A 21,876-nucleotide genomic window follows, 5' to 3' on the forward strand; every position below is an offset into this window, starting at 1 on the left:
GCCCGGATCCGCACACGATGCAACCCCGCCGGCGGCCCGGGCGTCTCCACCTCGAGCGGCGCCCACCCGGGGCGTCCGACCGGCGTCGACGCGGGGGGTGAGATGGACGAGCGCGAGTTCGACGAGTTCTACCAAGCCTCCTTCGGGCGCGTCGTCAACCAGGTCACCGCGATGATCGGCGACCGGGACGAGGCGCACGAGTGCGTGCAGGAGGCGTTCGTGCGCGCCTGGGCGCACCGCCGGCGCCTGGCCCGCGTCGACCACCCCGAGGCGTGGGTGCGCACCGTCGCCCACCGTCAGGCCGTCAGTCGGTGGCGACGCGCCTCGCGCGGCCGGCGCGACCCCGACCGCGCGGTCGCCGCGCCCCTCACCGCCGACGGCCCGGCGCCGGACCGGGTCGCGGTGGTCGCCGCGTTGCGCCACCTGCCCGCCGCCCAGCGCGAGGCGCTGGTCCTGCACCACGTCTACGACCTCCCGGTCGCCCAGGTCGCACGTGAGACCGGCACCGCGGAGGGCACGATCAAGGCCCGGCTCTCGCGCGGACGCGCCGCGCTCGCCGCCCTGCTGGCCGACGACGTCCCCGACCTGCGGGAGGGAACCACCCATGCCTGAGCGCCCGCCCGACCCCACCGACCCGACCGATCCGCCCGACCCGACCGAGCGTCTCCGCGCGCTGCGCTCCTCAGGACCCGCCATGCCCGCTCTGCCCCCGCACGAGATCCGTCGTCGCGGCGACCGTCGCCGCCGCCGCACGCACGCCGCCGTCGCGGCGACCAGCCTGGCGGTCGTGGCCGTCGTGGCCGGGGGCGGGATCGCCCTCACCGACGTCCTGCGCGGCGACGACCGGGGCCGCGACGCGGCCTCGACGGCGACCGCCCAGGCCGTGCGCACCGACGTCCCCGGCGCCTTCCCCCTCGACGCGGGGTGGCCCGCGGAGGCGGCCTCGACCGCCGTCGAGACGGACCCGGTCGGCACGTCCCCCGACCTGTGCGGCGAGGCGCTCTCCCCCGCCGACGCCTCCGGGCGCGCCGAGAGCCGCACGCTCGCCGCCGGCGGCGAGGGCGAGAGCGACGCGCTCGAGCGCACGCTGGTCGCCTTCGACGACGTCGCGGACGCGCGGGCGTACCTCGGGCGTGTGCAGCGCGCCGTCGCCGGCTGCGCCACGACGCAGCGCGACGACGTCACGCTCACCAACGACACCCTCGTGGTCGCCACGTCCACCGAGGCCGACGACTCGCTCGCCGTGACCCGGACCGCCGACGGCGCCGAGGGCGGCGCGGACCTCCTGCGCTACTACCGCACGGAGAACGCCGTGCTCGTCAGCCGCACGTACGCCGTCGGATTCGCGGGCGACGACGAGGCGCTCGCGCAGCTGGTGGCGCAGACCGCCGGCGACGACGCCGCGGCCGTGGACGCGCTGCGCTACTACCGGGGCGAGGACCTGCCCACCCAGCCGCCCACCGACGGGTCGTCCGACGACGGCGGCCCGGACGGCGACGGCCAGGGCGACGACGGGCAGGGCGACGACGGCACCGGTGACGGCACCGGTCGCAGCGTCTCGGCCGCGCAGCTGGTCGGCACCGACCTGCTGCCGCCGCTCGACGGCCTGGGGCCGTGGGAGGAGATCGGGCTGACCGACGAGCCGACGCTGCCCTGCGCCGCGGCCGGCCTGCGCACGCTCGGCCCGACCGACGACGGGTACGCCGAGTTCACCGCCCTGCCGTCCGACGGGTCGGGCGCACCCGGGGTGCGTGAGGCCGCGGTCAACTCCGCGGTGCTGGCCTTCGACGACCCGGCCGCCGCCGGGGAGGCCTACGCGACCGCGACCGGCTGGCTCGAGGCGTGCGGGGAGGGTTCCGGCGCCGAGGGTCTGGTCGTCGACCCGGCGCCGCAGCCCTCGCTCGTCCTCGTCGACGGGGCCGAGGGGACGTGGGTCGCGACCACCGCGCCCGCTCCGGAGGCCTGCGGCGGGGGCGCGGACTGCGACGCCGTCCGGTACGCCCGTCAGGGCGTCGTGCAGGTGGGCAGCGACCTGGTCGTCCTCACGCTGAGCCGGCTCGGCGGCCCGACCGAGCCCGCGGGTCTCGACGGCGCCATGGACGAGCTGCTCGGCGCGGCGGCCAGCCGCGCCGCGTACGGCATGTGACATCCGCTCCCGAGACGGAACCGCCCCCGACCCGGTCGCCTGGGCGACCCGGTCGGGGGCGGTGTCCGTCGTGCTGCTGCGCCCGGGGGCTCAGCGGTTCTGCAGGATCTCCCGCGCGAGGGCGGCGGTCTCGGACGGCGTCTTGCCGACCTTGACGCCGACGGCCTCGAGCGCGTCCTTCTTCGCCTGCGCCGTGCCGGCCGAGCCGGACACGATGGCGCCGGCGTGGCCCATGGTCTTGCCCTCGGGCGCGGTGAAGCCCGCCACGTAGCCGACGACCGGCTTCGTGATGTTCTCCTTGATGTAGGCGGCCGCCCGCTCCTCGGCGTCGCCGCCGATCTCGCCGATCATCACGATCAGCTCGGTCTCCGGGTCGTCCTGGAACGCCTGGAGGGCGTCGATGTGGGTGGTGCCCACGATCGGGTCGCCGCCGATGCCGATGGCCGTCGAGAAGCCGAAGTCCTTCAGCTCGAACATCATCTGGTAGGTCAGCGTGCCCGACTTGGACACGAGGCCGACCGGGCCCTTGCCGGTGATGGTGTGGGGCGTGATGCCCGCCAGCGACTCGCCCGGCGTGATGATGCCGGGGCAGTTCGGACCGATCATCCGCGTCTGCTTGCCCTGCAGGTACGACCAGACCTCGGCCGTGTCCTGCACCGGGACGCCCTCGGTGATGACCACGATCAGCGGCATCTGCGCGTCGATGGCCTCGACGGCGGCGGCCTTGGTGAAGGCCGGCGGGACGAAGAGGACCGACACGTTCGCGCCCGTCTTCTCCATCGCCTCCGCGACGGTGCCGAAGACCGGCAGCTCGACGTCGGCGCCCGTGGCGTCCTTGTGCGTGACCGTGGTGCCGGCCTTGCGTGCGTTCACGCCGCCGACGATCGAGGCGCCCGAGTCGAGCATGAGGGCGGTGTGCTTCGCACCCATGCCGCCCGTGATGCCCTGGACGATGATCTTGGAGTCGGAGTTCAGGTAGATCGACATTGCTCTCTCGTCTCTTCTCTGTCCGCGCTCAGCCGTTGGCCAGCTCGGCGGCCTTGTCGGCCGCGCCGTCCATCGTGTCGACCTGCGTGACGAGCGGGTGGGCCAGCTCGTCGAGGATCGCCCGACCCTGCTCGACGTTGTTGCCGTCGAGACGGACCACGAGCGGCTTGGTCGCCGCGTCGCCCAGGAGCTCGAGAGCACCCTTGATGCCGTTGGCGACCTCGTCGCACGCCGTGATGCCGCCGAAGACGTTGACGAAGACGCTCTTGACCTGCGGGTCGTTGAGGATCACGTCGAGGCCGTTGGCCATCACCTGCGCGTTGGCGCCGCCGCCGATGTCGAGGAAGTTGGCGGGCTTCACGCCGCCGTGCGCCTCGCCGGCGTAGGCGACGACGTCGAGGGTGCTCATCACGAGGCCCGCGCCGTTGCCGATGATGCCGACCTGGCCGTCCAGCTTGACGTAGTTGAGACCGAGGTCCTTGGCCTTCGCCTCGAGCGGGTCGGCCTCCTCGCGGATCTCGAACTCCGCGTGGTGCGGGTGCCGGAACTCCGAGGCGTTCTCGTCGAGCGAGACCTTGCCGTCGAGGGCCTCCAGCTTGTCGCCGGCCAGCCGCGCGAGCGGGTTGACCTCGACGAGGGTGGCGTCCTCCTCGACGAAGACCTTGTAGAGCGCCTGGATCATCTCGACCGCCTGGTCGAAGACGGCCTCGGGGAACTTCGCCTCGGTCGCGATCGCGCGGGCCTTCGCCTCGTCGACGCCCGTGCCCGGGTCGACGGCGATCTGGCGGACGGCCTCGGGGTTGGTCTTCGCGACCTCCTCGATCTCGACACCACCCTCGACGGAGGCGATGCAGAGGTACTGACGGTTCGAGCGGTCGAGCAGGAACGAGAAGTAGTACTCCTCCTCCGGCGGGGTCGCGGGCGTCACCAGGACGCGGTTGACCGTCAGGCCCTTGATCTCCATGCCGAGGATGTTCGACGCGTACTCGTACGCCTCGTCCGCGGTCTTCGCCAGCTTCACGCCGCCGGCCTTGCCGCGGCCGCCGGCCTTGACCTGCGCCTTGACGACCGTCACGCCACCGATCTCCTCGGCGGCGGCCCTGGCCTCGTCCGCGGTCTCCACGACCTTGCCGAGCGTGGTCGCCACGCCGTGCTTGGCGAAGAGCTCCTTCGCCTGGTACTCCATCAGGTCCACGATCCGACCAATCCTTTGGGTTGAGGGTGAGAGTCCCGATTCCTCGCGGCACGATAGCCCCGTCCCCTCTCCGGGTGGACAGCGGTGTCCTCCGCCACGTCGAGCGCACTACCACACGTGTGACCCGGGCCACACGGGCAGGTCCGAGCGCGCCGGGAAGTGCGTGGTGACGGGCGGGTACGCGGATCCGGACGTCTCCGGCTCCACCCGGGAGGCGGGTGAAACGATCCACAGGATCCGGCGATCCGATTTCGGAGGCCCTGGTGCGTCCGTTACAGTCAGGCGCTGATTCACGGAGCACTGGCGAGACGACACGAACAAGCGGGCCCCGCCCCGCACGGACGAACGAGGAACCAGAGGTACATGGGCAACCACCGAGGCGATCGACGCGGCCCCCGCCGCAGCGCATCTCCGGAGGCCCCCTCCCCTCGCACCGCCGGCGGCAAGCGCGCTGCCCGCCCCGCCCCCCGGCGCCGCGCCGAGGCCGAGGTGCTCGCGGACGAGGCGTACGAGGTGGAGGCCGTCGCCCTCCCGGCGACCCGCACCACCGAGATCCCCCTGGCCCTCACCCCGGCCGTCGCGCCCGTCGCGGCCCAGCTGCGGCGCGAGACGGACTTCGAGGACACCACGCTGACGCTGCCGGCCGTCCCCGCGGACGACGCCCCGGTCGCGACCACCTACGACGTGCGCGGCTTCGAGGCCCAGCGCCGCGAGGAGGCGCGGGCCGCCCGCAGCGCCACCGCCGCGACGGGCCGCCGCAAGGCCGTCAAGCCGACCCGACGCCCCGCGGTCCCCGCGGGGTTCCGGCTGCCCGTCCTGCCCTCCGCCCCGGTCGTCGCCGGCGTCGCGGTGCTCGCGATCTCCGCCGCCGGCGCGGTCACCGCCTCGGGCGCCGGGCCGCTGGCCGGGACCGACGAGCAGGCGTACCGCGTGTCCGCGTCGACGGCGCTGTCCGGCAACTCCGTCTCGACGAGCGGCGACCTGCTGACCGAGCGCAACCGCGCCGTGAGCCGCGACTCCGAGCGCGACGCGCTCGAGGACGCCGCGGCGGACAGCGAGCTCGCCGAGACCGAGGCGCAGGCGGCCAAGCGCTCGACCGCGCTCGAGACGCTCGCGCAGTCGGCCGAGGAGCAGGCGGCCATCGTCGCCGCGAACGCCTGGGTCCTGCCCGTCGACAGCTACCGCCTGACGAACCGCTTCGGCGACGCGCGGTCCTACTACTCGTCCGGCTACCACACCGGCCTGGACTTCGCGGCCGCCTCGGGCACCCAGATCCGCGCCGTCGCGGGCGGCGTCGTGACCTCCGCCGGCTTCGAGGGCTCCTACGGCAACAAGACCGTGATCACCCTCGAGGACGGCACGGAGATGTGGTACGCCCACCAGTCGTCGCTCGCGGTCTCGGTCGGCGACACGGTCGCCGCCGGGGACCTGATCGGCTACGTCGGCTCGACGGGCAACTCGACCGGCCCCCACCTGCACCTCGAGGTGCGGCCGGGCGCCGGCGACCCGGTCGACCCGTTCCGGGCGCTGCAGGTCAACGGCGTCACCCCCTGAGCACGGCCGTCCACGCACGGCAGCAGCGAGCGCCATCCGGTCCGACCGGGTGGCGCTCGCTGCGTCTCAGAGCCGTCGCAGGAGTTCTCAGAGCTTCTCGACGGGCGCGTAGCGGAGCAGGAGCCGCTTGACACCCTGCGAGCCGAAGTCGATCGACGCGACCGCCTTCTCCGCCGCGCCCTCGACCGAGACCACGGTGCCCATCCCGAAGGCGTCGTGCACGACCCGGTCGCCCGGGTCGAGGTTCGGCACCGGCCGGTTCTTCTTCGACTTCGCCGAGGCGTCGGCGCGCGCTGCGGCGGCGGAGAAGTTGCGGCGCCCGGCCGCGGTCGGCGCACCCAGGCCGCCGCCCCCGGCACCCCCACCGCCGACGGCGGGCGAGGAGCTGCTGAGGTCGGGGCGTCGCCACGAGGTCATGGCCGCCGCGGTGCGGCGCCACTGCACCAGGTCCACGGGGAGCTCGTCGAGGAACCGGGACGCGGGGTTGTGCGACGGCGCACCCCACGCCGAGCGCACGACGGCGCGCGAGATGTAGAGCCGCTCACGCGCCCGCGTCAGGCCCACGTAGGCCAGACGCCGCTCCTCCTCGATCTCCTTGCGGTCGCCGAGGGTCCGCATGTGCGGGAAGACGCCGTCCTCGAGACCGGTGAGGAACACGACCGGGAACTCCAGGCCCTTCGCCGTGTGCAGCGTCATCAGGGTCACGACCCCGTCGGCGCCGTCGTCGTCGGGGATCTGGTCGGCGTCGGCCACCAGGGCGACGCGCTCGAGGAAGTCGCCGAGCCCCGGCGTCACGACGCCCGCCTCGACGTCGCTGGGGTCCGCCGACGGACCGGCCTGTGGGTCGTCGGCGAACTCGCGGGCGACCGCGACCAGCTCGGCGAGGTTCTCCACCCGCGTGTGGTCCTGCGGGTCGTCGGAGTCCTCCAGGTCGGTGAGGTAGCCGGACCGGTCGAGCGCCGCCTCGAGGATGACGTCGGGCCGCTCGTCGGCCTCGACCATCTGCAGCAGCTCCTCCACGACCTCGACGAAGGCGCGGATCGCGTTGAGGGATCGGGTCGCGATGCCGTCGGCGCGGTGCGCGACCCGCAGCGCCTCCCAGTACGTCGTGCCCTCCCGCTGCGCCAGGGCCGCGACGCAGGCCTGCGCGCGGTCGCCGATGCCGCGCTTGGGGGTGTTGACGATGCGCCGCAGCGAGATCTCGTCGGCCGGGTTGGCCAGCAGCCGCAGGTACGCCAGCGCGTCGCGCACCTCCTTGCGCTCGTAGAAGCGCACGCCGCCCACGACCTTGTAGGGCATCCCGACGCGCACGAAGATCTCCTCGAACACGCGCGACTGGGCGTTGGTGCGGTAGAAGACCGCCACGTCGGCGGGACGCACGCCGTGGTCGTCGCCGAGCTTGTCGATCTCGTCGGCCACGAACCGGGCCTCGTCGTGCTCGTCGTCCGCGACGTAGCCGACGATGGGCTCGCCGTCGCCGGCGTCCGACCACAGCCGCTTCGGCTTGCGTCCCTCGTTGTGGTCGATCACCGCGTTGGCGGCCGTGAGGATCGTCTGCGTGGAGCGGTAGTTCTGCTCGAGCAGGATCGTCGTCGCGTTCGGGAAGTCCTGCTCGAAGTCCAGGATGTTGCGGATGTTGGCGCCGCGGAAGGCGTAGATGGACTGGTCGGCGTCACCCACCACCATCAGCTCGCTGGGCTCGACCCGCTCGCCGCCCGAGCCGCCGGTGTCGCGCGCCCCCTCCGGATCGTCGGCGCACAGCTGGTGGATCAGCGCGTACTGGGCGTGGTTGGTGTCCTGGTACTCGTCGACCAGCACGTGGCGGAACCGGCGCCGGTAGACCTCGCGGACCTCGGGGTACGCCCCGAACAGGTGCACCGTGGTCATGATCAGGTCGTCGAAGTCGAGGGCGTTGGCGTCCCGCAGCCGCCGCTGGTACTCCACGTACGCCGACGCGTAGGCCTCCTCCACCCCGTTGCTCGCCTCCGCGCGCGCGGTCTCGGGGTCCTTCAGCTCGTTCTTCGCGTTCGAGACCCACGCGAGGACGGCCCGCGGCTGGTAGCGCTTCGGGTCCAGCTCGAGGTCGCCCAGCACGAGGGTCATCAGCCGCTGCGAGTCCGCGGCGTCGTAGATGGAGAAGCTCGAGGAGAACCCCAGGCGCTCGATCTCCTTGCGCAGGATGCGCACGCACGAGGAGTGGAACGTGGAGACCCACATGATGCGGGCGCGTCGGCCCACCAGCTCCTCGACCCGCTCCTTCATCTCGGCCGCGGCCTTGTTCGTGAAGGTGATGGCCAGGATCGACCCCGGGTGCGCCTTGCGCTCGCCGACGAGCCAGGCGATCCGCCGCGTCAGGACCCGGGTCTTGCCCGACCCGGCGCCGGCGACGACCAGCAGCGGCGCGCCGGCGTGCACGACCGCGTCCCGCTGCGGACCGTTCAGCCCGTCGAGCAGGGCGGCGGCCCGCGCGGCGGCGTCGGCGGAGGGGTCCGCGGAGCCGCCCGTGGCGGACGCGGACGCGGCGGCGAGGTGTTCGAGACCGGGGATGACGGAGGAGCTCATGAGGGGGCCCAGCCTACGACCGCCGACCGACGGTCCCGACCGCAGCGGGCGGGCGACCCGGGGACGTCAGAACGCGTGCGCCGGCGACCAGAAGATCGCGACGACGACGTTGAGCACGCTGAGCCCCAGCAGGCCGAGGAACAGGCCGTCGGGGATCCGCGGCTTGCGCGTGTTGGCCATCACCAGCACCAGCAGCACCAGCCCGATGCCGAACTTGACCGCGATCTTGGCGTGGTCGACGTCGGCGTCACCGGCCTCGAGCACCCCGACGAGCAGCAGCCCGGCGACGAACGCCGTGCCGACGCCGTCGCGGACGGGCGCCGTGATCCGCTTCTCCTCGTCGCGCACCTGGGCGAGCAGCCCGCCGATCAGCGCGGCGAAGCCGAGCACGTGCAGGGTCAGCAGCACCAGCCGGAGGATCTCCACGCCCGACACCCTAGGGCCCCGGGGAGCCGGCGGGGTCAGCCGGACGGCACCACCTCGAGGTCGACCTCCTCGGCGATCCGGTAGGGCGCGCTCGCGAGCATGGCGCCGAGCACGCGGCGCATCCGCGAGATCTCGGCGCGCACGGTGACGAGGTGGCTCTCGTCGCCGAAGAGCTGCCGGCTCAGCGCCGCCGGGGTCAGGCCCGCGCTGCCGGCGGCGGCGAGCCGCACGAGGATGTCGGCGTGCCGCGGGCTCAGCGCGCGCCGCCAGGACTCGCTGCCCGAGGTGACCTCGAGCACCGGCTCGAGACCCGAGCGGTGCAGGCGCAGCCGCAGCCGCCGCTCCGCGTCGGAGGGTCGCACCAGCCATCCCCCGTCGAGCCGCTCGGGCAGGCAGACCCCCAGCCCGGGGACGGCCACCGTGGTCTCGGGCCGGGGCACGGCGATGCGCTCGCGCACCGCGATGCCCGAGCGGTGCGCGACCCACCCGTCGTCGTCCACGACGAGGAGCGGACCGGTGCTCGTGCCGATGAGGTGGTCGCAGTCGCGACGCAGGCGCTCGAGGCGCTCGGCGTGCAGCTGCGCCAGCCGGGCCTCGGCCAGCCGCACGGCGGTCTCGACGAGGGCGGTGATCGCCGGGTGCAGCGTCAACGCCGGGCCGCTCACGTCGACCACCCCGAGCAGGTCGCCGGTGCGCGGGTCGTGGATGGGCATGGCGGTGCAGTACCAGGCGTGCTGCTGGGCCTCGAAGTGCTCGGCGGAGAACAGCTGCACGGGCGCCTGCTCGGCGATCGCGGTGCCGATGGCGTTCGTGCCGACCTGCGACTCGGTCCACAGCGCGCCCTCGGAGAACCCGAGACCGTCGGCCCGGCGACGCACCGCGCTGGCGCCCTCCCGCCACAGGATCACGCCGTCCGCGTCGGTGACCACCAGCAGGAAGCGGGACGCGTCGGCCACCGAGGTCAGGGCACGGCGCAGGTCGTCGATGACCCAGGTCAGCGGGGAGGCGCGGCGCCGGTGCTCGACGTCGGCACGCGGCAGCGGGTCGCGGGCGCCCGCGCCGTCGGGGTCGAGCCCGAGCGCGAGCATCCGCTCCCACGACCGGGCCACCACGGCCCGGGGACGTCGTGGCGGCGCGGCGCCGCCGAGCATGGCGTCGTGCACGCGCCGCAGCTCCCGGGCGTACACGCTGAGGTCGGTGCCGGGCGCGACCGCGCCGAAGCTGGTCGAGCCCGCTCGGGCAGTGGGCACCGGCACCTCCTCGCACGCGTCACGTCGACGGCCTCGAGCATAGGTCGGCCGCGTGACCCAGGTCACGTGCAACCCGGTGCAACTCTTCCGCCCCCGGGAGCGCCGGAGGTCTGCTGTGCCGCAGCTGCCCGGACCGGGCCGCTGCGAGAGGAGCCCCCATGACCCAGACCGTCGACCGCCCCGACGCCGCGAGCGCGACCACCGCCGACCCGACGGAACGTGCCCGCCGGTGGTTCGCCGACCTCGAGGACGCCCTGGTGGCCCGTGACGTCGAACGGGCCGCCGGCACGTTCGCGACCACGAGCTTCTGGCGCGACCTCGTCGCGTTCAGCTGGAACCTCACCACGGTCGAGGACCGCGCCGGGGTCGCCGAGCTGCTCGGCGCCACCCTGTCCCGTGTGGACCCGTCCGGCTTCGAGCTGTCCGAGGAGGCCACGGAGGAGGACGGCGTCGTCACCGCCTGGTTCACCTTCGCGACCGCGCACGGCCGGGGCCGCGGCCTCGCGCGGTTGCGCGACGAGGACGGGTCCCTGCGGGCCTGGACCTTCCTCACCACGCTGTACGAGCTCACCGGCCACGAGGAGCCCCGCGGCACGCGGCGGCCCAGGGGCGCCGAGCACGGTGCGCAGCGCGACCGGCGCTCGTGGTCGGAACGGCGCCAGGAGGAGGCGGAGTCGCTGGGTTCGACCACCCAGCCGTACGTGCTGGTGATCGGCGGCGGGCAGGGCGGGATCGCGCTGGGCGCCCGACTGCGCCAGCTGGGCGTGCCCAGCCTCGTCATCGACAAGCACGCCCGCCCCGGCGACCAGTGGCGCAGCCGCTACAAGTCGCTGTGCCTGCACGACCCGGTCTGGTACGACCACCTGCCGTACCTGAAGTTCCCCGACAACTGGCCGGTCTTCGCCCCGAAGGACAAGGTCGGCGACTGGCTCGAGTTCTACACCCGGGTGATGGAGGTACCCTACTGGTCCTCGACGGTCGCGACGGCCGCGTCGTACTCGGAGGCGACCGGCACCTGGACCGTCGAGGTCGAGCGGGACGGCGAGCGGCTGACGCTGCAGCCCACCCAGCTGGTGCTGGCGACCGGGATGTCCGGCAAGCCCAGCGTGCCGACCCTCCCCGGGCAGGACGTCTTCCGCGGCGAGCAGCAGCACTCCTCGCAGCACCCCGGCCCCGACGCGTACCGCGGCCGGAAGGTGGTGGTGATCGGCTCGAACAACTCCGCCTTCGACATCTGCGGGGCCCTGTGGGAGCACGACGCGGACGTCACCATGGTGCAGCGGTCCTCGACGCACATCGTCAAGAGCGACTCGCTGATGGAGATCGGGCTGGGTGACCTCTACTCCGAGCGCGCCCTGGCCGCGGGGGTGACCACGGAGAAGGCCGACCTCATCTTCGCCTCGCTCCCCTACCGGATCATGCACGAGTTCCAGATCCCGCTCTACGACCGGATGCGCGAGAAGGACGCCGACTTCTACGCCCGGATGGAGGCGGCCGGGTTCGACCTCGACTGGGGCGCCGACGGCTCGGGACTGTTCATGAAGTACCTGCGCCGCGGCTCCGGCTACTACATCGACGTCGGCGCCGCGGAGCTCGTGGCCGACGGCGAGGTGAAGCTCGTCAACGGCCAGGTCGACCACCTCACGGAGGACGCGGTCGTCCTCGCCGACGGCACCACCCTGCCGGCGGACCTGGTCGTGTACGCCACGGGATACGGCTCCATGAACGGCTGGGCGGCCGACCTGATCAGCCAGGAGGTCGCCGACCGCGTGGGCAAGGTGTGGGGCCTGGGCTCCGACACCCCGAAGGACCCGGGTCCCTGGGAGGGCGAGCAGCGCAACATGTGGAAGCCGACGCAGCAGGAGAACCTGTGGTTCCACGGCGGCAACCTGCACCAGTCGCGCCACTACTCGCTGTACCTGGCTCTCCAGCTCAAGGCACGGTTCGAGGGCATCGACACGCCCGTGTTCGGCCGCCAGGAGGTGCACCACCTGGCGTGAGGCCCGGCACCCGCCCACGACCGGCCGGGCACCGCGCCGGCGTCGCTCAGCGGCGCCGGCGTGGCGCCGGGCGCACCACCAGCACCGGGCACGGGGCGTACTGCTGCACCCGCTGCGCCGTGCTGCCCAGCAGCACCCGCTCGGACAGCCCGCGGCCACCGGCGGCGACCACGACGAGGCCGGCGGAGGTCTGCTCGGCGACCTTGATGATCTCGTTCGCTGGCGATCCGGAACGCACGGCCCTGCGCACCTTCGGACCCCACCCGTCGAAGACGGCGGCCACGCTCTCGGTGGCCGCCTTCGCGGCGGCGCGGAAGCCGGCCACCTCGGTCTCCGTGGAGGCGCGCCGCCCCTCGGTCAGGTCGTCGACGAACGAGACCGCAGCCAGGGGCCGCACGACCGCGAGCACCGTGACCTGGCTCAGCGCCGTCGGGTCCGCGAAGGAGCGCAGGTGCCGCGCCGCAGCGAGGGACTGCTTCGAGCCGTCGGTCGCGACCACCACGTGCATGCCGCTCATCGCGCGCCCCCTCCGAGTGCCGTGCCGTCCTTCGCCGACGGGCCGCCCGGCGGCGCGGTGCGCCCGCCGAGGAAGCGCTCGGCGAGGTAGAGCAGGACGCCGAGGGTGAGCAGACCGGCGCACCACACCAGCGACGTCCAGTCGTCGACGACGACGTAGACGAGCAGCGTCGCGTTGCCCACGAGCCCCAGCACCAGCAGCGCGGTCGGCGCCCGGAAGGTCTCCTCGCTCTCGTCCTGGCCGCGCAGCACGAACGCCGCGACGATCACGAGCCCGTAGATGAACAGGGTGAGCACGACCGTCACGTTCGCGAGGGTGGTGACGAGGCCGTCGCTGCCGCCCCACCCGGCCCGGTCGACCGCGGTGCCGATGCACAGCAGCGCGGTGACGACCATCGCGGCGAAGATCAGCGCGACCCACGGGCTGCGCCGCGCGGCGTGGATCTTGGCGAAGGCGCCGGGGACGACGTCCTCGCGGGCCATGCCGAACAGGATCCGCGACTGCGTCACGACCGCGACCAGGGTGGTGTTGGTGATCGCCACCATCGCGATCACCGAGAAGACGGTGATCATGATCGCCGACGGGATCGGCACGATGTCGGCCTGCACCACCTGCAGCAGGGCGGGGTCGCCGCTGGTGTCGGTGAGGGCGTCGAAGGGCACGACGATCGCCGCGCTGATCGCGACGAGCACGTAGATGACGCCGGCGCCGACCATGCCGCCGACCAGCGCGCGCGGGAAGCTGCGCTTGGGGTCGACGGTCTCCTCCGCGACGTTGGCGGCGTTCTCGAAGCCGGTCATCGCGAAGAAGGCCAGCGCGACGCCGGCCACCAGGGCGAAGACCGGGTTGCCGTCGGTGTCGAAGTGGGTCAGCACGGAGAAGTCCGCGTCGCCGCTCAGGGCGTACGCCACGCCGATCGCCATGATGATCACCAGTCCGGAGACCTCGACGATCGTCATCACCAGGTTGGCCGTCACCGACTCCGTGATGCCGATGAAGTTCACCGCCGCGAGGGCGCACACGAAGATCACCGAGACGAGCAGCGCCGGCGGCAGGTCCCACACGGCGGCGAAGTAGGTGGAGAACCCGGTCGCCAGCGACCCCGCGGCCGCGAAGGTCGCCGACAGCATCGAGATCGTGACGATGAAGGTGACGAAGGGGCGGCGGAACGCGCGCTGGACGTAGAGCGCCGCGCCGGCCGCCTGGGGGTACTTGGTGACCAGCTCCGCGTACGCCAGCCCGGTCAGGGTCGCGACGGTGACACCGGCCATGAAGGCCAGCCAGAAGGCTCCGCCGACCGCCGCGGCGACGGCGCCGATGAGGACGTAGATGCCGGAGCCCAGCACGTCCCCGAGCACGTAGAAGAAGAGCAGGCGACCGGTGATCGACCGCTGCAGGTCGTCGGGCCCGTCGAGCTCCTCCGCGGGGTCCGTCAGGTCGTCGGGCGGGTCGTGCGGCTCCGACCGGTCGGCCTGCTCGGCCCTCCGGCCGTGCGCTGGCGTGTCACCCATGGGTCCTCCCGAGGTCAGGGTGCTCCGGCGCGCCACGACGGACGGGTCGGACTTGGGGCGACTATGCCCCCGTGACCCAAGCCACGCCGCTCGGGTGGCCGCCCCCGCTCAGAGCAGGCGCCGGTCGGAGGCCCAGCGGGTCAGCTCGTGGCGCGAGCTGAGCTGCAGCTTGCGCAGCACGCTCGACATGTGGGTCTCGACGGTCTTCACGGAGATGAACAGCTCCTTGGCCACCTCCTTGTACGCGTACCCGCGCGCGATCAGCCGCATCACCTCGCGCTCGCGCTCGGAGAGCCGGTCCAGGTCCGAGTCGACCTCCGCGACCTGGATCGCCCCGGCGAACGCGTCGAGCACGAAGCCCGCCAGCCGCGGCGAGAACACCGCGTCGCCGTCGGCCACCCGGGAGATGGCGTCGACCAGCTCGACGGCACTGATCGTCTTGGTGACGTAGCCGCGCGCACCGCTGCGGATCGTGCCGATGACGTCCTCCGCCGCGTCGCTGACGCTGAGGGCGAGGAAGCGCGTGCCGGGCACCGTCCGGTGGGTGCGGCGGATCACCTCTCCCCCGCCGCCGCCGGGCAGGTGCACGTCGAGCAGCACGACGTCGGGCCGCGCGGTCTGCACCGCCCGGACCGCCTCGTCCACGTCCGCGGCCTCGGCCACGACCTCGACGCTCGCGGCGCCGGCGGAGGCGAGCTCGCTGCGCACCCCGGCGCGGAACATCGAGTGGTCGTCGACCACCACGACCCGCACCCGCGGCTCGCGGGCCCCCGGCGCGCCGGGCTCAGTGCTGCTGCTCATCGTTCTCCCTCTCCGCCGGCAGGTGCAGCCGGACCTCGGTGCCCGTCGCGGGCGAGGAGCGCAGGGTCGCGCGTCCGCCGTGCCGGGCCATGCGCTCGACGATGCTGCCCCGGACGCCGTGCCGGTCGGCCGGCAGGTCCTCGGGGTCGAAGCCGACGCCACGGTCGCGCACGAAGACCTCGACGGCGCCGCCGACGACCTCGACGTAGACGTCGACGCGGCCCGTGCCGGCGTGCTTGGCGGCGTTGACGACCGCCTCCCGGGTCGCCCCGACCAGGGCGTCGAGCCGCTCGACGTAGGGCGCGTCGCCCACGGTGACGACCTCGACCTCCACGCCGTGGTCGTCCTCGACGGCGGCGGCCAGCGCGCGCACGGCACCGGCCAGGGTGTCGGCGGTGGGGCGCTCCTCGGCGAACAGCCAGGCCCGCAGGTCCCGCTCCTGGCTCCGGGCCAGGCGCGCGACGGCGGCGGGGTCCTTCGCGTTCTTCTGGATCAGCGCCAGCGTCTGCAGGACGGAGTCGTGCAGGTGGGCCGCCACGTCGGCGCGCTCCTGGCTGCGCACGCGCTCGGCCCGCTCCTCCCCCAGGTCGGCGACCAGCCGGCTGACCCAGGGGCCGACCACGACCCCGAGGCCGACGATGCCGAGCAGGACGGCGACGACGACCTCCCGGGCGGCGCCGACGCCGCCCTCGCGCAGCACCAGGACGAGCAGGCCCGAGCCGAGCAGCGCGGCGCCCGCGGCGATGCGGGCGTACGCGGCCCAGCCGCCGGAGCCCAGCACCATCCCGACCGGGTCGATCGACTCCGAGCGCTCCACCCAGCGCTCCCGCTGGGCCTCGTCGGCCTGGCGCCACAGCAGCGCGACGCCGCCGAGGACGAGCGCGGTCGCCCACACCAGGGTGCTGCGCCCGACGACCGCCTCGGCGACGAGGACGCCGCCGACGGCGATGGAGCCGACCACCGCCGCCTGCCCGACGTTCGCGACGTGGCGGCCGCGGGCCGGCCGGCGGCCGCCACGGCTGGCGCTGGCCAGGCCGGGGGCCGCGGTCGGCGCCGAGGTGCCGGCGGGCAGGAACATCCAGTACGCGCCGTAGAGCACGACCCCGAGACCGCTCAGCAGGGTCGCCACCGCGAACGCGACGCGCAGCGCGGGCAGCGGCACGCCCAGGTGCGTCGACAGGCCCGCGGCGACGCCGCCGACCATCCCGCGGTCCAGGTCGCGTCGGGCGCGTCGCACCGACGGCGCGGCCGGGCCGGGCACAGGCCCGGGCATGGGTCCGGGGCCGGGCGGGCGTCCCGCGGGATGGGTCTGGCTCATGGTGGCGTCATCGTCACACGCGGGCGCGCGCCCGGGCATCCAGGAGATCCCCGACCCGGACCCCGACCCGGGACCCCGACCCGGTCCCCGACCCCACCCCCGTCCCGCGGCTCGGGGCAGGATCAGGGGACATCCCGATGGTGCGGGACGGACGACGCGACGACGCTGGACGGCATGATGACGACGAACGACGGGCCGGCTGGCCCCTCCGGGCCCGAGAGCGGCCACCCCCACCCGACCGGCCCCCAGCCGGGCGACGGCGGCGGCCCCCGGGTCGGGTACGCCGAGATGCGCGACGTGCGGCGACTGCGCCGCACGTCCCAGGACCGCTACGTCGCCGGCGTGGCGGGCGGGATCGCCCGGCACTTCGACGTCGACCCCGTGGTGGTCCGCGTGACGCTCGCCGTGCTGACCCTGTTCGCCGGCAGCGGTGCGCTGCTCTACCTCGGCCTGTGGCTGCTCGTGCCGGCCGACGACCGGGAGCAGGCGGTGATCCACCTCGACGAGCGCAGCCGCACGGTCGCGGTCGCCGTGACCGGCGGCATCGCCGCGCTCGCGCTGTTCGGCTGGATGCTCGACGGCTGGGTGCCCTGGCCGCTGCTCGTCGTCGCGCTCGTGGCGGCCCTCGTGCTCGGCAACCGGCAGCGCCGGGGCCCGGCGACCGCTCCCCCGGCGTACCCGGCGTCCCCCTCGGGACCGGCGTACCCCGCGGGACCGGGGTACCCCCCGGGACCGACCGGGCCGACCCACCAGGCGTACGCCTCCGGCCCCGCCACCGCGGGCCCGACCGCGCCCTACCGGTCGTCCCCGGTCGACCCGTCGCCCGGGTTCGACGCGACGAAGCCGTACTACGGCGTCACGGCCCCGCCGCGGCCGGCCAGTCCCGCCAAGCGCGGGCCGGTCCTCTTCTGGTTCACCCTCGCCCTCGCCGCCCTGGCCGTCGGCGTGCTCGCGGTGGTCGACGTGGCCGGCGCACCGGTGGCGGGCTCGGCCTACCCCGCGACCGCCCTCGGCGTGGTCGGCGCGATGCTGCTCGTCGGTGCCTTCTGGGGCCGCGCGGGCGGCCTGATCCTCGTCGGCCTGGTGCTCACGGTGGCGACCGCCGGCAGCCTCGCCGCCGAGCGCGTCGACTCCGAGCGTCGCACCGTCGCGCCGACGACGGCCGCACAGGTCCAGGACCGCTACGAGTACCGCCTCGGGGAGACCGTGATCGACCTCGGCGACGTGCGGGACCCCGAGGGTCTCGCGGACCGCGTGGTCGACGTGCGGGCCGGCGTCGGCCGGGTGGAGCTGGTCCTGCCCACCGACCTGCCCGTGACGGTCGACGTCGAGGTCGGCCTGGGCTCGATCACCCTGCCCGACCAGTCGTCGGGCGGCGGGGGCATCGGGCTCAGCGGCTCCTACGGCGCCTCGGGCGACGGGACCGTGGTGGACCCGGTGGACGCTCTCGACGAGCCGGCCCCCCTGGTCATCGACGTCGAGCTGGGCGTCGGCGAGGTCGTGGTGACCCGATGACCGACCACGACCGGCACGCGCCCGACGCCGCCGCCCACACCGGCCCCCAGCCCACCGGCCCCCAGCGCACCGACATCCCGGAGGAGACGACCATGAGCACGCTGCGCGACGACGACCTCGGGACCGACCGGTCCCACGACGACTCCTGGCTCGCGGCCGGGCGTCACCCCGTCAACGTCGGCCACCTCGTGATGGGGATCGCGTTCCTCGGGCTGCTCGCCGTCTGGGCCCTCATCAGCGCCGGGGCCGTGGACGGCGCGGACACGCGGTGGCTGCTGCCCGTGCCGTGGCTCGCCGCGGGGGCGGCGGGGATCGCGGCCACGGTCCTCACCGCACGTCGCGCCCACCGCGCCGGGACCTGAGCCGCCGCGTCGGTCAGCGGCGCGGTCGGTGCGGCCGCTGGTGCTCGGCGACCCAGGCGTCGCGGGCCGCGACGGCGACGTCGGGGTGGTCGGAGAAGACGACGTCCACCCCGGCGTCGAGGTGTGCGCTGACCTCGCCCGCGAGGTCGCCGTGCGCGTTCGGGTCGTCGCTGCTGCGCAGGTTCGTGGGCAGGAACTGGTTCTCCGCCCGCAGCGTCCACACGACCACCTCGAGCCGCGCACGGTGCGCGTCGCGCACCACGTCGCTCGGCTCGCCGATTGCGCCGGCCTCGTCGCGGGGCAGCACGAGGTCCTTGTGCGGCGCCACGTAGTCGGCGTACCGCGCCACCTCGCGCAGCCCGCGGCGGCTCGCCAGGTCGGCGTAGGTGGTGTCGTCGCCGGCGGCGACGAGGTCGTAGGGCGCCCCGGTGGCGTCGAGCAGCTGGACCAGCGGCGTGTCGACCAGCTCGTCGAGCTCGCGCAGGTTGGTCGTCTCGAACGACTGCACGACGACCGGCGAGTCGGCCTCGTCGTAGTCGCGCTCCTCGAGCACCTCGACGACGAGCGGGGTGAGGTCGAGGCCGATGCTGTCGAAGTACGTCGGGTGCTTGGTCTCCGGGGCCACCCGGATCTCGCGACCCGTCTCCTCGGAGAGCTCGTCGGCGAGGTCGAGCACCTCGTCGAACGTCGGCACCTCGTAGAGACCGTCGTAGGCGGCGCTGCCGGGTCGCACCTCGGGCAGCCGCTCCTCCGCCCGGAGGGTGCTGAGCTCGGCGTAGGTGAAGTCCTCGGTGAACCAACCGGTGACGGCGGTGCCGTCGATGAGCCTGGTCGTGCGGCGATCGGCGAACTCCGGGCGGTCGGCGACGTCGGTCGTACCGCCGATCTCGTTCTCGTGGCGCGCGACGAGCACCCCGTCGCGGGTGGCGACGAGGTCGGGCTCGATCGCGTCCGCGCCCTGCGCGACGGCGAGCTCGTACGCCTCCAGCGTGTGCTCGGGGCGGTAGCCCGACGCCCCCCGGTGGGCGATGACCTCGGGGGCGCTGCGGTGCCCGTGTCCGTGGCCGTGTCCGGGGCCGTGTCCGGGGCCGTGTCCGTGGCCGTGTCCGGGGCCGCCGCGGCCGTCGGCGTCGTGGGCGGTCGCCGGTCCGGCGACGAGGAGCGCCGACGCGACGGCGCCGGCGGCGAGGAGGGCGGGGGTGGTGCGCAGGGTCCGAGAGGTCATGACCGCGATCCGAGCCCACCCGCGCGACGACCGCGTGACGTCGAGACGGACGGTCGGTGAACCCGCTGCGGGGCCGTGCGACGGTGCGCTACCGCACGGACGACCGATCAGTCGCGGGCGACCGGGGCGAGCGTGAGGTCCTCGGCGACGGCCACGAGCTCGTCCTCGGAGAGGTCGCCGAAGACGACCACGACGTACGGCAGGTCCGCCTCCGGGGTCGGCGTGGTGCCCGGGCCGGAACCCTCGGGGAGCTCGTGCACCAGGGCGGTGTCGTCCTCCTGGGTGGCCACCTGCCACGTGCCGTCCAGGGCGGGGTCGCTCGCCTCGACCTCGACCTCGCCGCCCTCCTCGAAGTCCTCCCCCAGCGCCGTCTGCAGCAGCGTGCGCGCCTGGGCGGCCGACACCTTGATGCCGACGTAGCGGTCGTCCTCGTCGAGGAAGTTGAGGGAGAACTCCGGCGTCGCGCCGCGGCCGTACCCGCCCGGGGTGGGGACCCACCCGTCCGGGAGCTCGGCGGGGTAGGCGACGGGGAAGCCGCCGAGCTGCGCGGCCTCGACCGCCGTGAGGTAGTCGAAGCGCTCGACCTCGACGGTCGGGTCGGCGCGGACGAACCCGCGGAACACGACGAAGGCCAGCACCGCGACGACGAGGACCACCATGGAGGTCACCAGCCCGGCGAAGCTGCGGTTGTAGCGGCCGGGCTTGCCGGCGGGGGGCGGGGACGCGGTCGAACTCACGGGCCCCATCCTCTCAACCGCCCGATGGCCGCCGAGCTGCGGGTTACGCCGCGGTTCGGGGCGTCGAGTTGCGGGTTGTGCCGCGGTTCGGGGCGTCGAGTTGCGGGGTGTGGCTGGGGGTACGCGCGGGAGGGCGGTCAGGTGGCCTGACCTGCGGAGACGTCCTCCACAGATGGGTCCGCGACCCTGGTTATCGAACGCACGTTCGGGTAGAATTCGGCGTATGGATCGGGGGACCCAGCAGCACACCAGCAGCCCGTCGCGGGCTGCGCTGCTGGACGCCGCCGGCGAGGCGATGCGGGCCCAACGCGCGGCCGAGGCGGCCGCGTTCTTCGCGGCCGCCGACTACGCCGATGCCCACCTCGACACCAAAACCGGGACCGCGGTCGTGGGCGATCCGATCGGTCCGCAGGGGATGTGGGTCGACGACGAGCAGGCCCTCGCGGCGGTGCCGGGTGGGGACCGGTGGCTCGCGTACGGCGGACCCGGCGCGCCGCTGGTGTCGGAGTTCGCGGTCCTCGAGCTGGTGACTGCGATGGGGCTGTCCCAGGACACCGGTCGCGCGCTCGTGGGCGATGCCATCGAGGTCCGACACCGGCTTCCCCTGATTGCCGGCCGAGTCGCTGCGGGTGGGGTGCAGGTGTGGCGGGCCCGTCGGATCGCCCGCGCCACGCGGACCCTCACCTTGGAGGGTGCGGGGTTCGTGGACCGCAACCTCGCCCACGTGGCTCACTCGATCTCGGGTGCTGGGATCGATCGGCTGGTCGCTGAGGCGTCGGCGCGGTTCGACCCCGAGACCACCGAGGCGGATCGGGCGGATGCGGACGCGGGGCGGTTCTTCTCGATCGACTTCCGTGCCCGTGAGGCGCTCGGGGTGCACGGTCAGGTCGGCGGAACCGTGCCCGTGTCCGGTGAGCTGGATCTGGCCGACGCGCGTGACCTCGAGGGAGCCGTCGCCCGTGGTGCTGCCGGGCTCGCCGCACTCGGGTCGGGTGAGTCGCTCGACGTCCGCCGGTCCATCGCGGTCGGTGAGCTGGCCCGTAGGCAGACCGCCCTCGACCTCACCGGACAGGCGCAGGCCTCCTCGGTGGCGGCATCGACGGTGGCGGCGCGTCAGGTGGTGCTGTACGTCCACCTGTCGCAGGCCGCGTTGGCGTCGACGTCGATCGGGATCGACCCGCTCACCGGCGGCACCGGGATCGACCTGGCCACCGTGACCGCCCCGGGGATCGGGCTGCGGGCCGTGACCGCGGAGCAGGTGCGTGACTGGTGCCGCACCGACGGCACCCAGGTGGTTGTGAAGCCGGTCATCGACCTCAACGAGCGGATCGCGACCCCGAGCTACCGGATCCCCCAGCGCCTCGTCGAGCAGGTCCAGCTGCGCCACCCGACGTGTCGGTTCCCGTACTGCAACCGGCCAGCACGGGCCTCCGACCTCGACCACCGCGTCGAATGGGACGCCGGCGGCCCGACAGCCAGCGACAACCTCGTCCCGCTCTGCCGCCTGCACCACCGCGCCAAGACCCACCCCACGCACCCCGGCACCGACCCACCCGACGGACCAAACCACGAGCAGCACCACGAGCGCCGCTGGCGCTACCGACCCACACGCCCCGACGAACCACCCGACGGCTTCATCTGGACCAGCCCGCACGGTCGTCGGTATCTGGTGACACCGACCGGAACGACGGCACTCGAATAACCGGATCCGACGACAGCCCTACACCCGCCCCGCACCACCGGCAGGCCCGCCGACACCACGTCGCCGGG

Annotated in this window: 18 protein-coding genes; 7 read left to right on the forward strand and 11 right to left on the reverse strand. The window is 74.0% G+C overall.

The features are described from left to right. The first annotated feature begins 102 nt into the window (after positions 1 to 102). A complete protein-coding gene (locus RDV89_RS06850; protein ID WP_315732198.1) occupies positions 103 to 612 on the forward strand; it encodes an RNA polymerase sigma factor in 510 nt (169 codons plus the stop codon). After that, positions 605 to 2,146, forward strand: a complete 1,542-nt coding sequence (locus tag RDV89_RS06855; protein WP_315732199.1) for a sensor domain-containing protein — start codon at positions 605 to 607, stop codon at positions 2,144 to 2,146. The genes RDV89_RS06850 and RDV89_RS06855 overlap by 8 nt, the downstream gene beginning before the upstream one ends. Before the next feature lie 90 nt (positions 2,147 to 2,236). Here RDV89_RS06855 and sucD read toward each other — a convergent pair whose 3' ends face one another. Together sucD and sucC are read right to left on the reverse strand one after the other, a co-directional pair. After that, on the reverse strand, positions 2,237 to 3,133 hold the full coding sequence (gene sucD / locus RDV89_RS06860) for a succinate--CoA ligase subunit alpha (protein ID WP_315732200.1): 897 nt from the start codon (positions 3,131 to 3,133) through the stop codon (positions 2,237 to 2,239). A gap of 28 nt (positions 3,134 to 3,161) precedes the next feature. Next, positions 3,162 to 4,328 (reverse strand): ADP-forming succinate--CoA ligase subunit beta, encoded by a 1,167-nt coding sequence (gene sucC / locus RDV89_RS06865; RefSeq protein ID WP_315732201.1) that lies wholly within the window; start codon positions 4,326 to 4,328, stop codon positions 3,162 to 3,164. A 363-nt stretch (positions 4,329 to 4,691) separates the two neighbouring features. On the opposite strand from sucC, the gene RDV89_RS06870 reads away from it, so the two are divergent. Then, entirely contained in the window at positions 4,692 to 5,882 is a 1,191-nt protein-coding gene (locus RDV89_RS06870) for a M23 family metallopeptidase (RefSeq protein WP_315732202.1), read from the forward strand. Between the two features lie 87 nt (positions 5,883 to 5,969). Here RDV89_RS06870 and pcrA read toward each other — a convergent pair whose 3' ends face one another. From pcrA to RDV89_RS06885, 3 genes are all read right to left on the reverse strand, one after another. Then, positions 5,970 to 8,444, reverse strand: a complete 2,475-nt coding sequence (pcrA, locus tag RDV89_RS06875) for a DNA helicase PcrA (protein ID WP_315732203.1) — start codon at positions 8,442 to 8,444, stop codon at positions 5,970 to 5,972. 66 nt (positions 8,445 to 8,510) lie between these two features. Then, entirely contained in the window at positions 8,511 to 8,870 is a 360-nt protein-coding gene (locus RDV89_RS06880; protein ID WP_315732204.1) for a hypothetical protein, read from the reverse strand. Positions 8,871 to 8,905: 35 nt separating this feature from the next. Beyond that, a complete protein-coding gene (locus RDV89_RS06885; RefSeq protein ID WP_315732205.1) occupies positions 8,906 to 10,120 on the reverse strand; it encodes a GAF domain-containing protein in 1,215 nt (404 codons plus the stop codon). Between the two features lie 158 nt (positions 10,121 to 10,278). Here RDV89_RS06885 and RDV89_RS06890 point away from each other — a divergent pair, with 158 nt between their 5' ends. Continuing rightward, the gene (locus tag RDV89_RS06890; protein WP_315732206.1) at positions 10,279 to 12,120 is read left to right on the forward strand and encodes a flavin-containing monooxygenase; all 1,842 of its coding nucleotides are present in this window, start codon (positions 10,279 to 10,281) and stop codon (positions 12,118 to 12,120) included. A gap of 46 nt (positions 12,121 to 12,166) precedes the next feature. Here RDV89_RS06890 and RDV89_RS06895 read toward each other — a convergent pair whose 3' ends face one another. From RDV89_RS06895 to RDV89_RS06910, 4 genes are all read right to left on the reverse strand, one after another. After that, a complete protein-coding gene (locus RDV89_RS06895; RefSeq protein ID WP_315732207.1) occupies positions 12,167 to 12,637 on the reverse strand; it encodes a universal stress protein in 471 nt (156 codons plus the stop codon). Next, entirely contained in the window at positions 12,634 to 14,148 is a 1,515-nt protein-coding gene (locus RDV89_RS06900; RefSeq protein ID WP_315732208.1) for an APC family permease, read from the reverse strand. The genes RDV89_RS06895 and RDV89_RS06900 overlap by 4 nt, the downstream gene beginning before the upstream one ends. Positions 14,149 to 14,256: 108 nt before the next feature. Beyond that, complete coding sequence (locus RDV89_RS06905; RefSeq protein ID WP_315732209.1) at positions 14,257 to 14,949, reverse strand: response regulator; 693 nt, start codon at positions 14,947 to 14,949, stop codon at positions 14,257 to 14,259. After that, positions 14,933 to 16,267 carry an ATP-binding protein gene (locus RDV89_RS06910; protein WP_315732210.1) on the reverse strand — a complete coding sequence of 445 codons (1,335 nt, stop codon included), beginning with the start codon at positions 16,265 to 16,267 and terminating at the stop codon, positions 14,933 to 14,935. Before RDV89_RS06910 ends, RDV89_RS06905 begins: the two co-directional genes overlap by 17 nt. A gap of 174 nt (positions 16,268 to 16,441) precedes the next feature. Here RDV89_RS06910 and RDV89_RS06915 point away from each other — a divergent pair, with 174 nt between their 5' ends. Together RDV89_RS06915 and RDV89_RS06920 are read left to right on the forward strand one after the other, a co-directional pair. Continuing rightward, a complete protein-coding gene (locus RDV89_RS06915; protein ID WP_315732211.1) occupies positions 16,442 to 17,782 on the forward strand; it encodes a PspC domain-containing protein in 1,341 nt (446 codons plus the stop codon). Further along, complete coding sequence (locus tag RDV89_RS06920; RefSeq protein WP_315732212.1) at positions 17,779 to 18,144, forward strand: hypothetical protein; 366 nt, start codon at positions 17,779 to 17,781, stop codon at positions 18,142 to 18,144. Before RDV89_RS06915 ends, RDV89_RS06920 begins: the two co-directional genes overlap by 4 nt. Positions 18,145 to 18,157: 13 nt before the next feature. Here the strand turns inward: RDV89_RS06920 and RDV89_RS06925 are convergent, their stop codons facing one another. After that, the gene (locus tag RDV89_RS06925) at positions 18,158 to 19,369 is read right to left on the reverse strand and encodes a glycerophosphodiester phosphodiesterase (protein ID WP_315732213.1); all 1,212 of its coding nucleotides are present in this window, start codon (positions 19,367 to 19,369) and stop codon (positions 18,158 to 18,160) included. Between the two features lie 107 nt (positions 19,370 to 19,476). Then, a complete protein-coding gene (locus RDV89_RS06930) occupies positions 19,477 to 20,106 on the reverse strand; it encodes a DUF4245 family protein (protein ID WP_315732214.1) in 630 nt (209 codons plus the stop codon). A gap of 223 nt (positions 20,107 to 20,329) precedes the next feature. Between RDV89_RS06930 and RDV89_RS06935 the strand changes: the two genes are divergently transcribed. Further along, complete coding sequence (locus tag RDV89_RS06935; RefSeq protein ID WP_315732215.1) at positions 20,330 to 21,808, forward strand: HNH endonuclease signature motif containing protein; 1,479 nt, start codon at positions 20,330 to 20,332, stop codon at positions 21,806 to 21,808. Positions 21,809 to 21,876: the final 68 nt, after the last annotated feature.

It is taken from the genome of Nocardioides imazamoxiresistens, from assembly GCF_032378595.1.
Lineage (GTDB): Bacteria > Actinomycetota > Actinomycetes > Propionibacteriales > Nocardioidaceae > Nocardioides > Nocardioides imazamoxiresistens.

What these genes read in the sequence shown, in the direction of transcription:
- RDV89_RS06915 (WP_315732211.1), top strand. Translation starts at nt 16,442, where the DNA reads ATGATGACGACGAACGACGGGCCGGCTGGCCCCTCCGGGCCCGAGAGC.
- RDV89_RS06870 (WP_315732202.1), top strand. Translation starts at nt 4,692, where the DNA reads ATGGGCAACCACCGAGGCGATCGACGCGGCCCCCGCCGCAGCGCATCT.
- RDV89_RS06855 (WP_315732199.1), top strand. Translation starts at nt 605, where the DNA reads ATGCCTGAGCGCCCGCCCGACCCCACCGACCCGACCGATCCGCCCGAC.
- RDV89_RS06920 (WP_315732212.1), top strand. Translation starts at nt 17,779, where the DNA reads ATGACCGACCACGACCGGCACGCGCCCGACGCCGCCGCCCACACCGGC.
- RDV89_RS06905 (WP_315732209.1), bottom strand. Translation starts at nt 14,949, where the DNA reads ATGAGCAGCAGCACTGAGCCCGGCGCGCCGGGGGCCCGCGAGCCGCGG.
- RDV89_RS06910 (WP_315732210.1), bottom strand. Translation starts at nt 16,267, where the DNA reads ATGAGCCAGACCCATCCCGCGGGACGCCCGCCCGGCCCCGGACCCATG.
- RDV89_RS06900 (WP_315732208.1), bottom strand. Translation starts at nt 14,148, where the DNA reads ATGGGTGACACGCCAGCGCACGGCCGGAGGGCCGAGCAGGCCGACCGG.
- RDV89_RS06925 (WP_315732213.1), bottom strand. Translation starts at nt 19,369, where the DNA reads ATGACCTCTCGGACCCTGCGCACCACCCCCGCCCTCCTCGCCGCCGGC.
- RDV89_RS06890 (WP_315732206.1), top strand. Translation starts at nt 10,279, where the DNA reads ATGACCCAGACCGTCGACCGCCCCGACGCCGCGAGCGCGACCACCGCC.
- RDV89_RS06895 (WP_315732207.1), bottom strand. Translation starts at nt 12,637, where the DNA reads ATGAGCGGCATGCACGTGGTGGTCGCGACCGACGGCTCGAAGCAGTCC.
- RDV89_RS06850 (WP_315732198.1), top strand. Translation starts at nt 103, where the DNA reads ATGGACGAGCGCGAGTTCGACGAGTTCTACCAAGCCTCCTTCGGGCGC.
- sucD (WP_315732200.1), bottom strand. Translation starts at nt 3,133, where the DNA reads ATGTCGATCTACCTGAACTCCGACTCCAAGATCATCGTCCAGGGCATC.
- RDV89_RS06935 (WP_315732215.1), top strand. Translation starts at nt 20,330, where the DNA reads ATGGATCGGGGGACCCAGCAGCACACCAGCAGCCCGTCGCGGGCTGCG.
- pcrA (WP_315732203.1), bottom strand. Translation starts at nt 8,444, where the DNA reads ATGAGCTCCTCCGTCATCCCCGGTCTCGAACACCTCGCCGCCGCGTCC.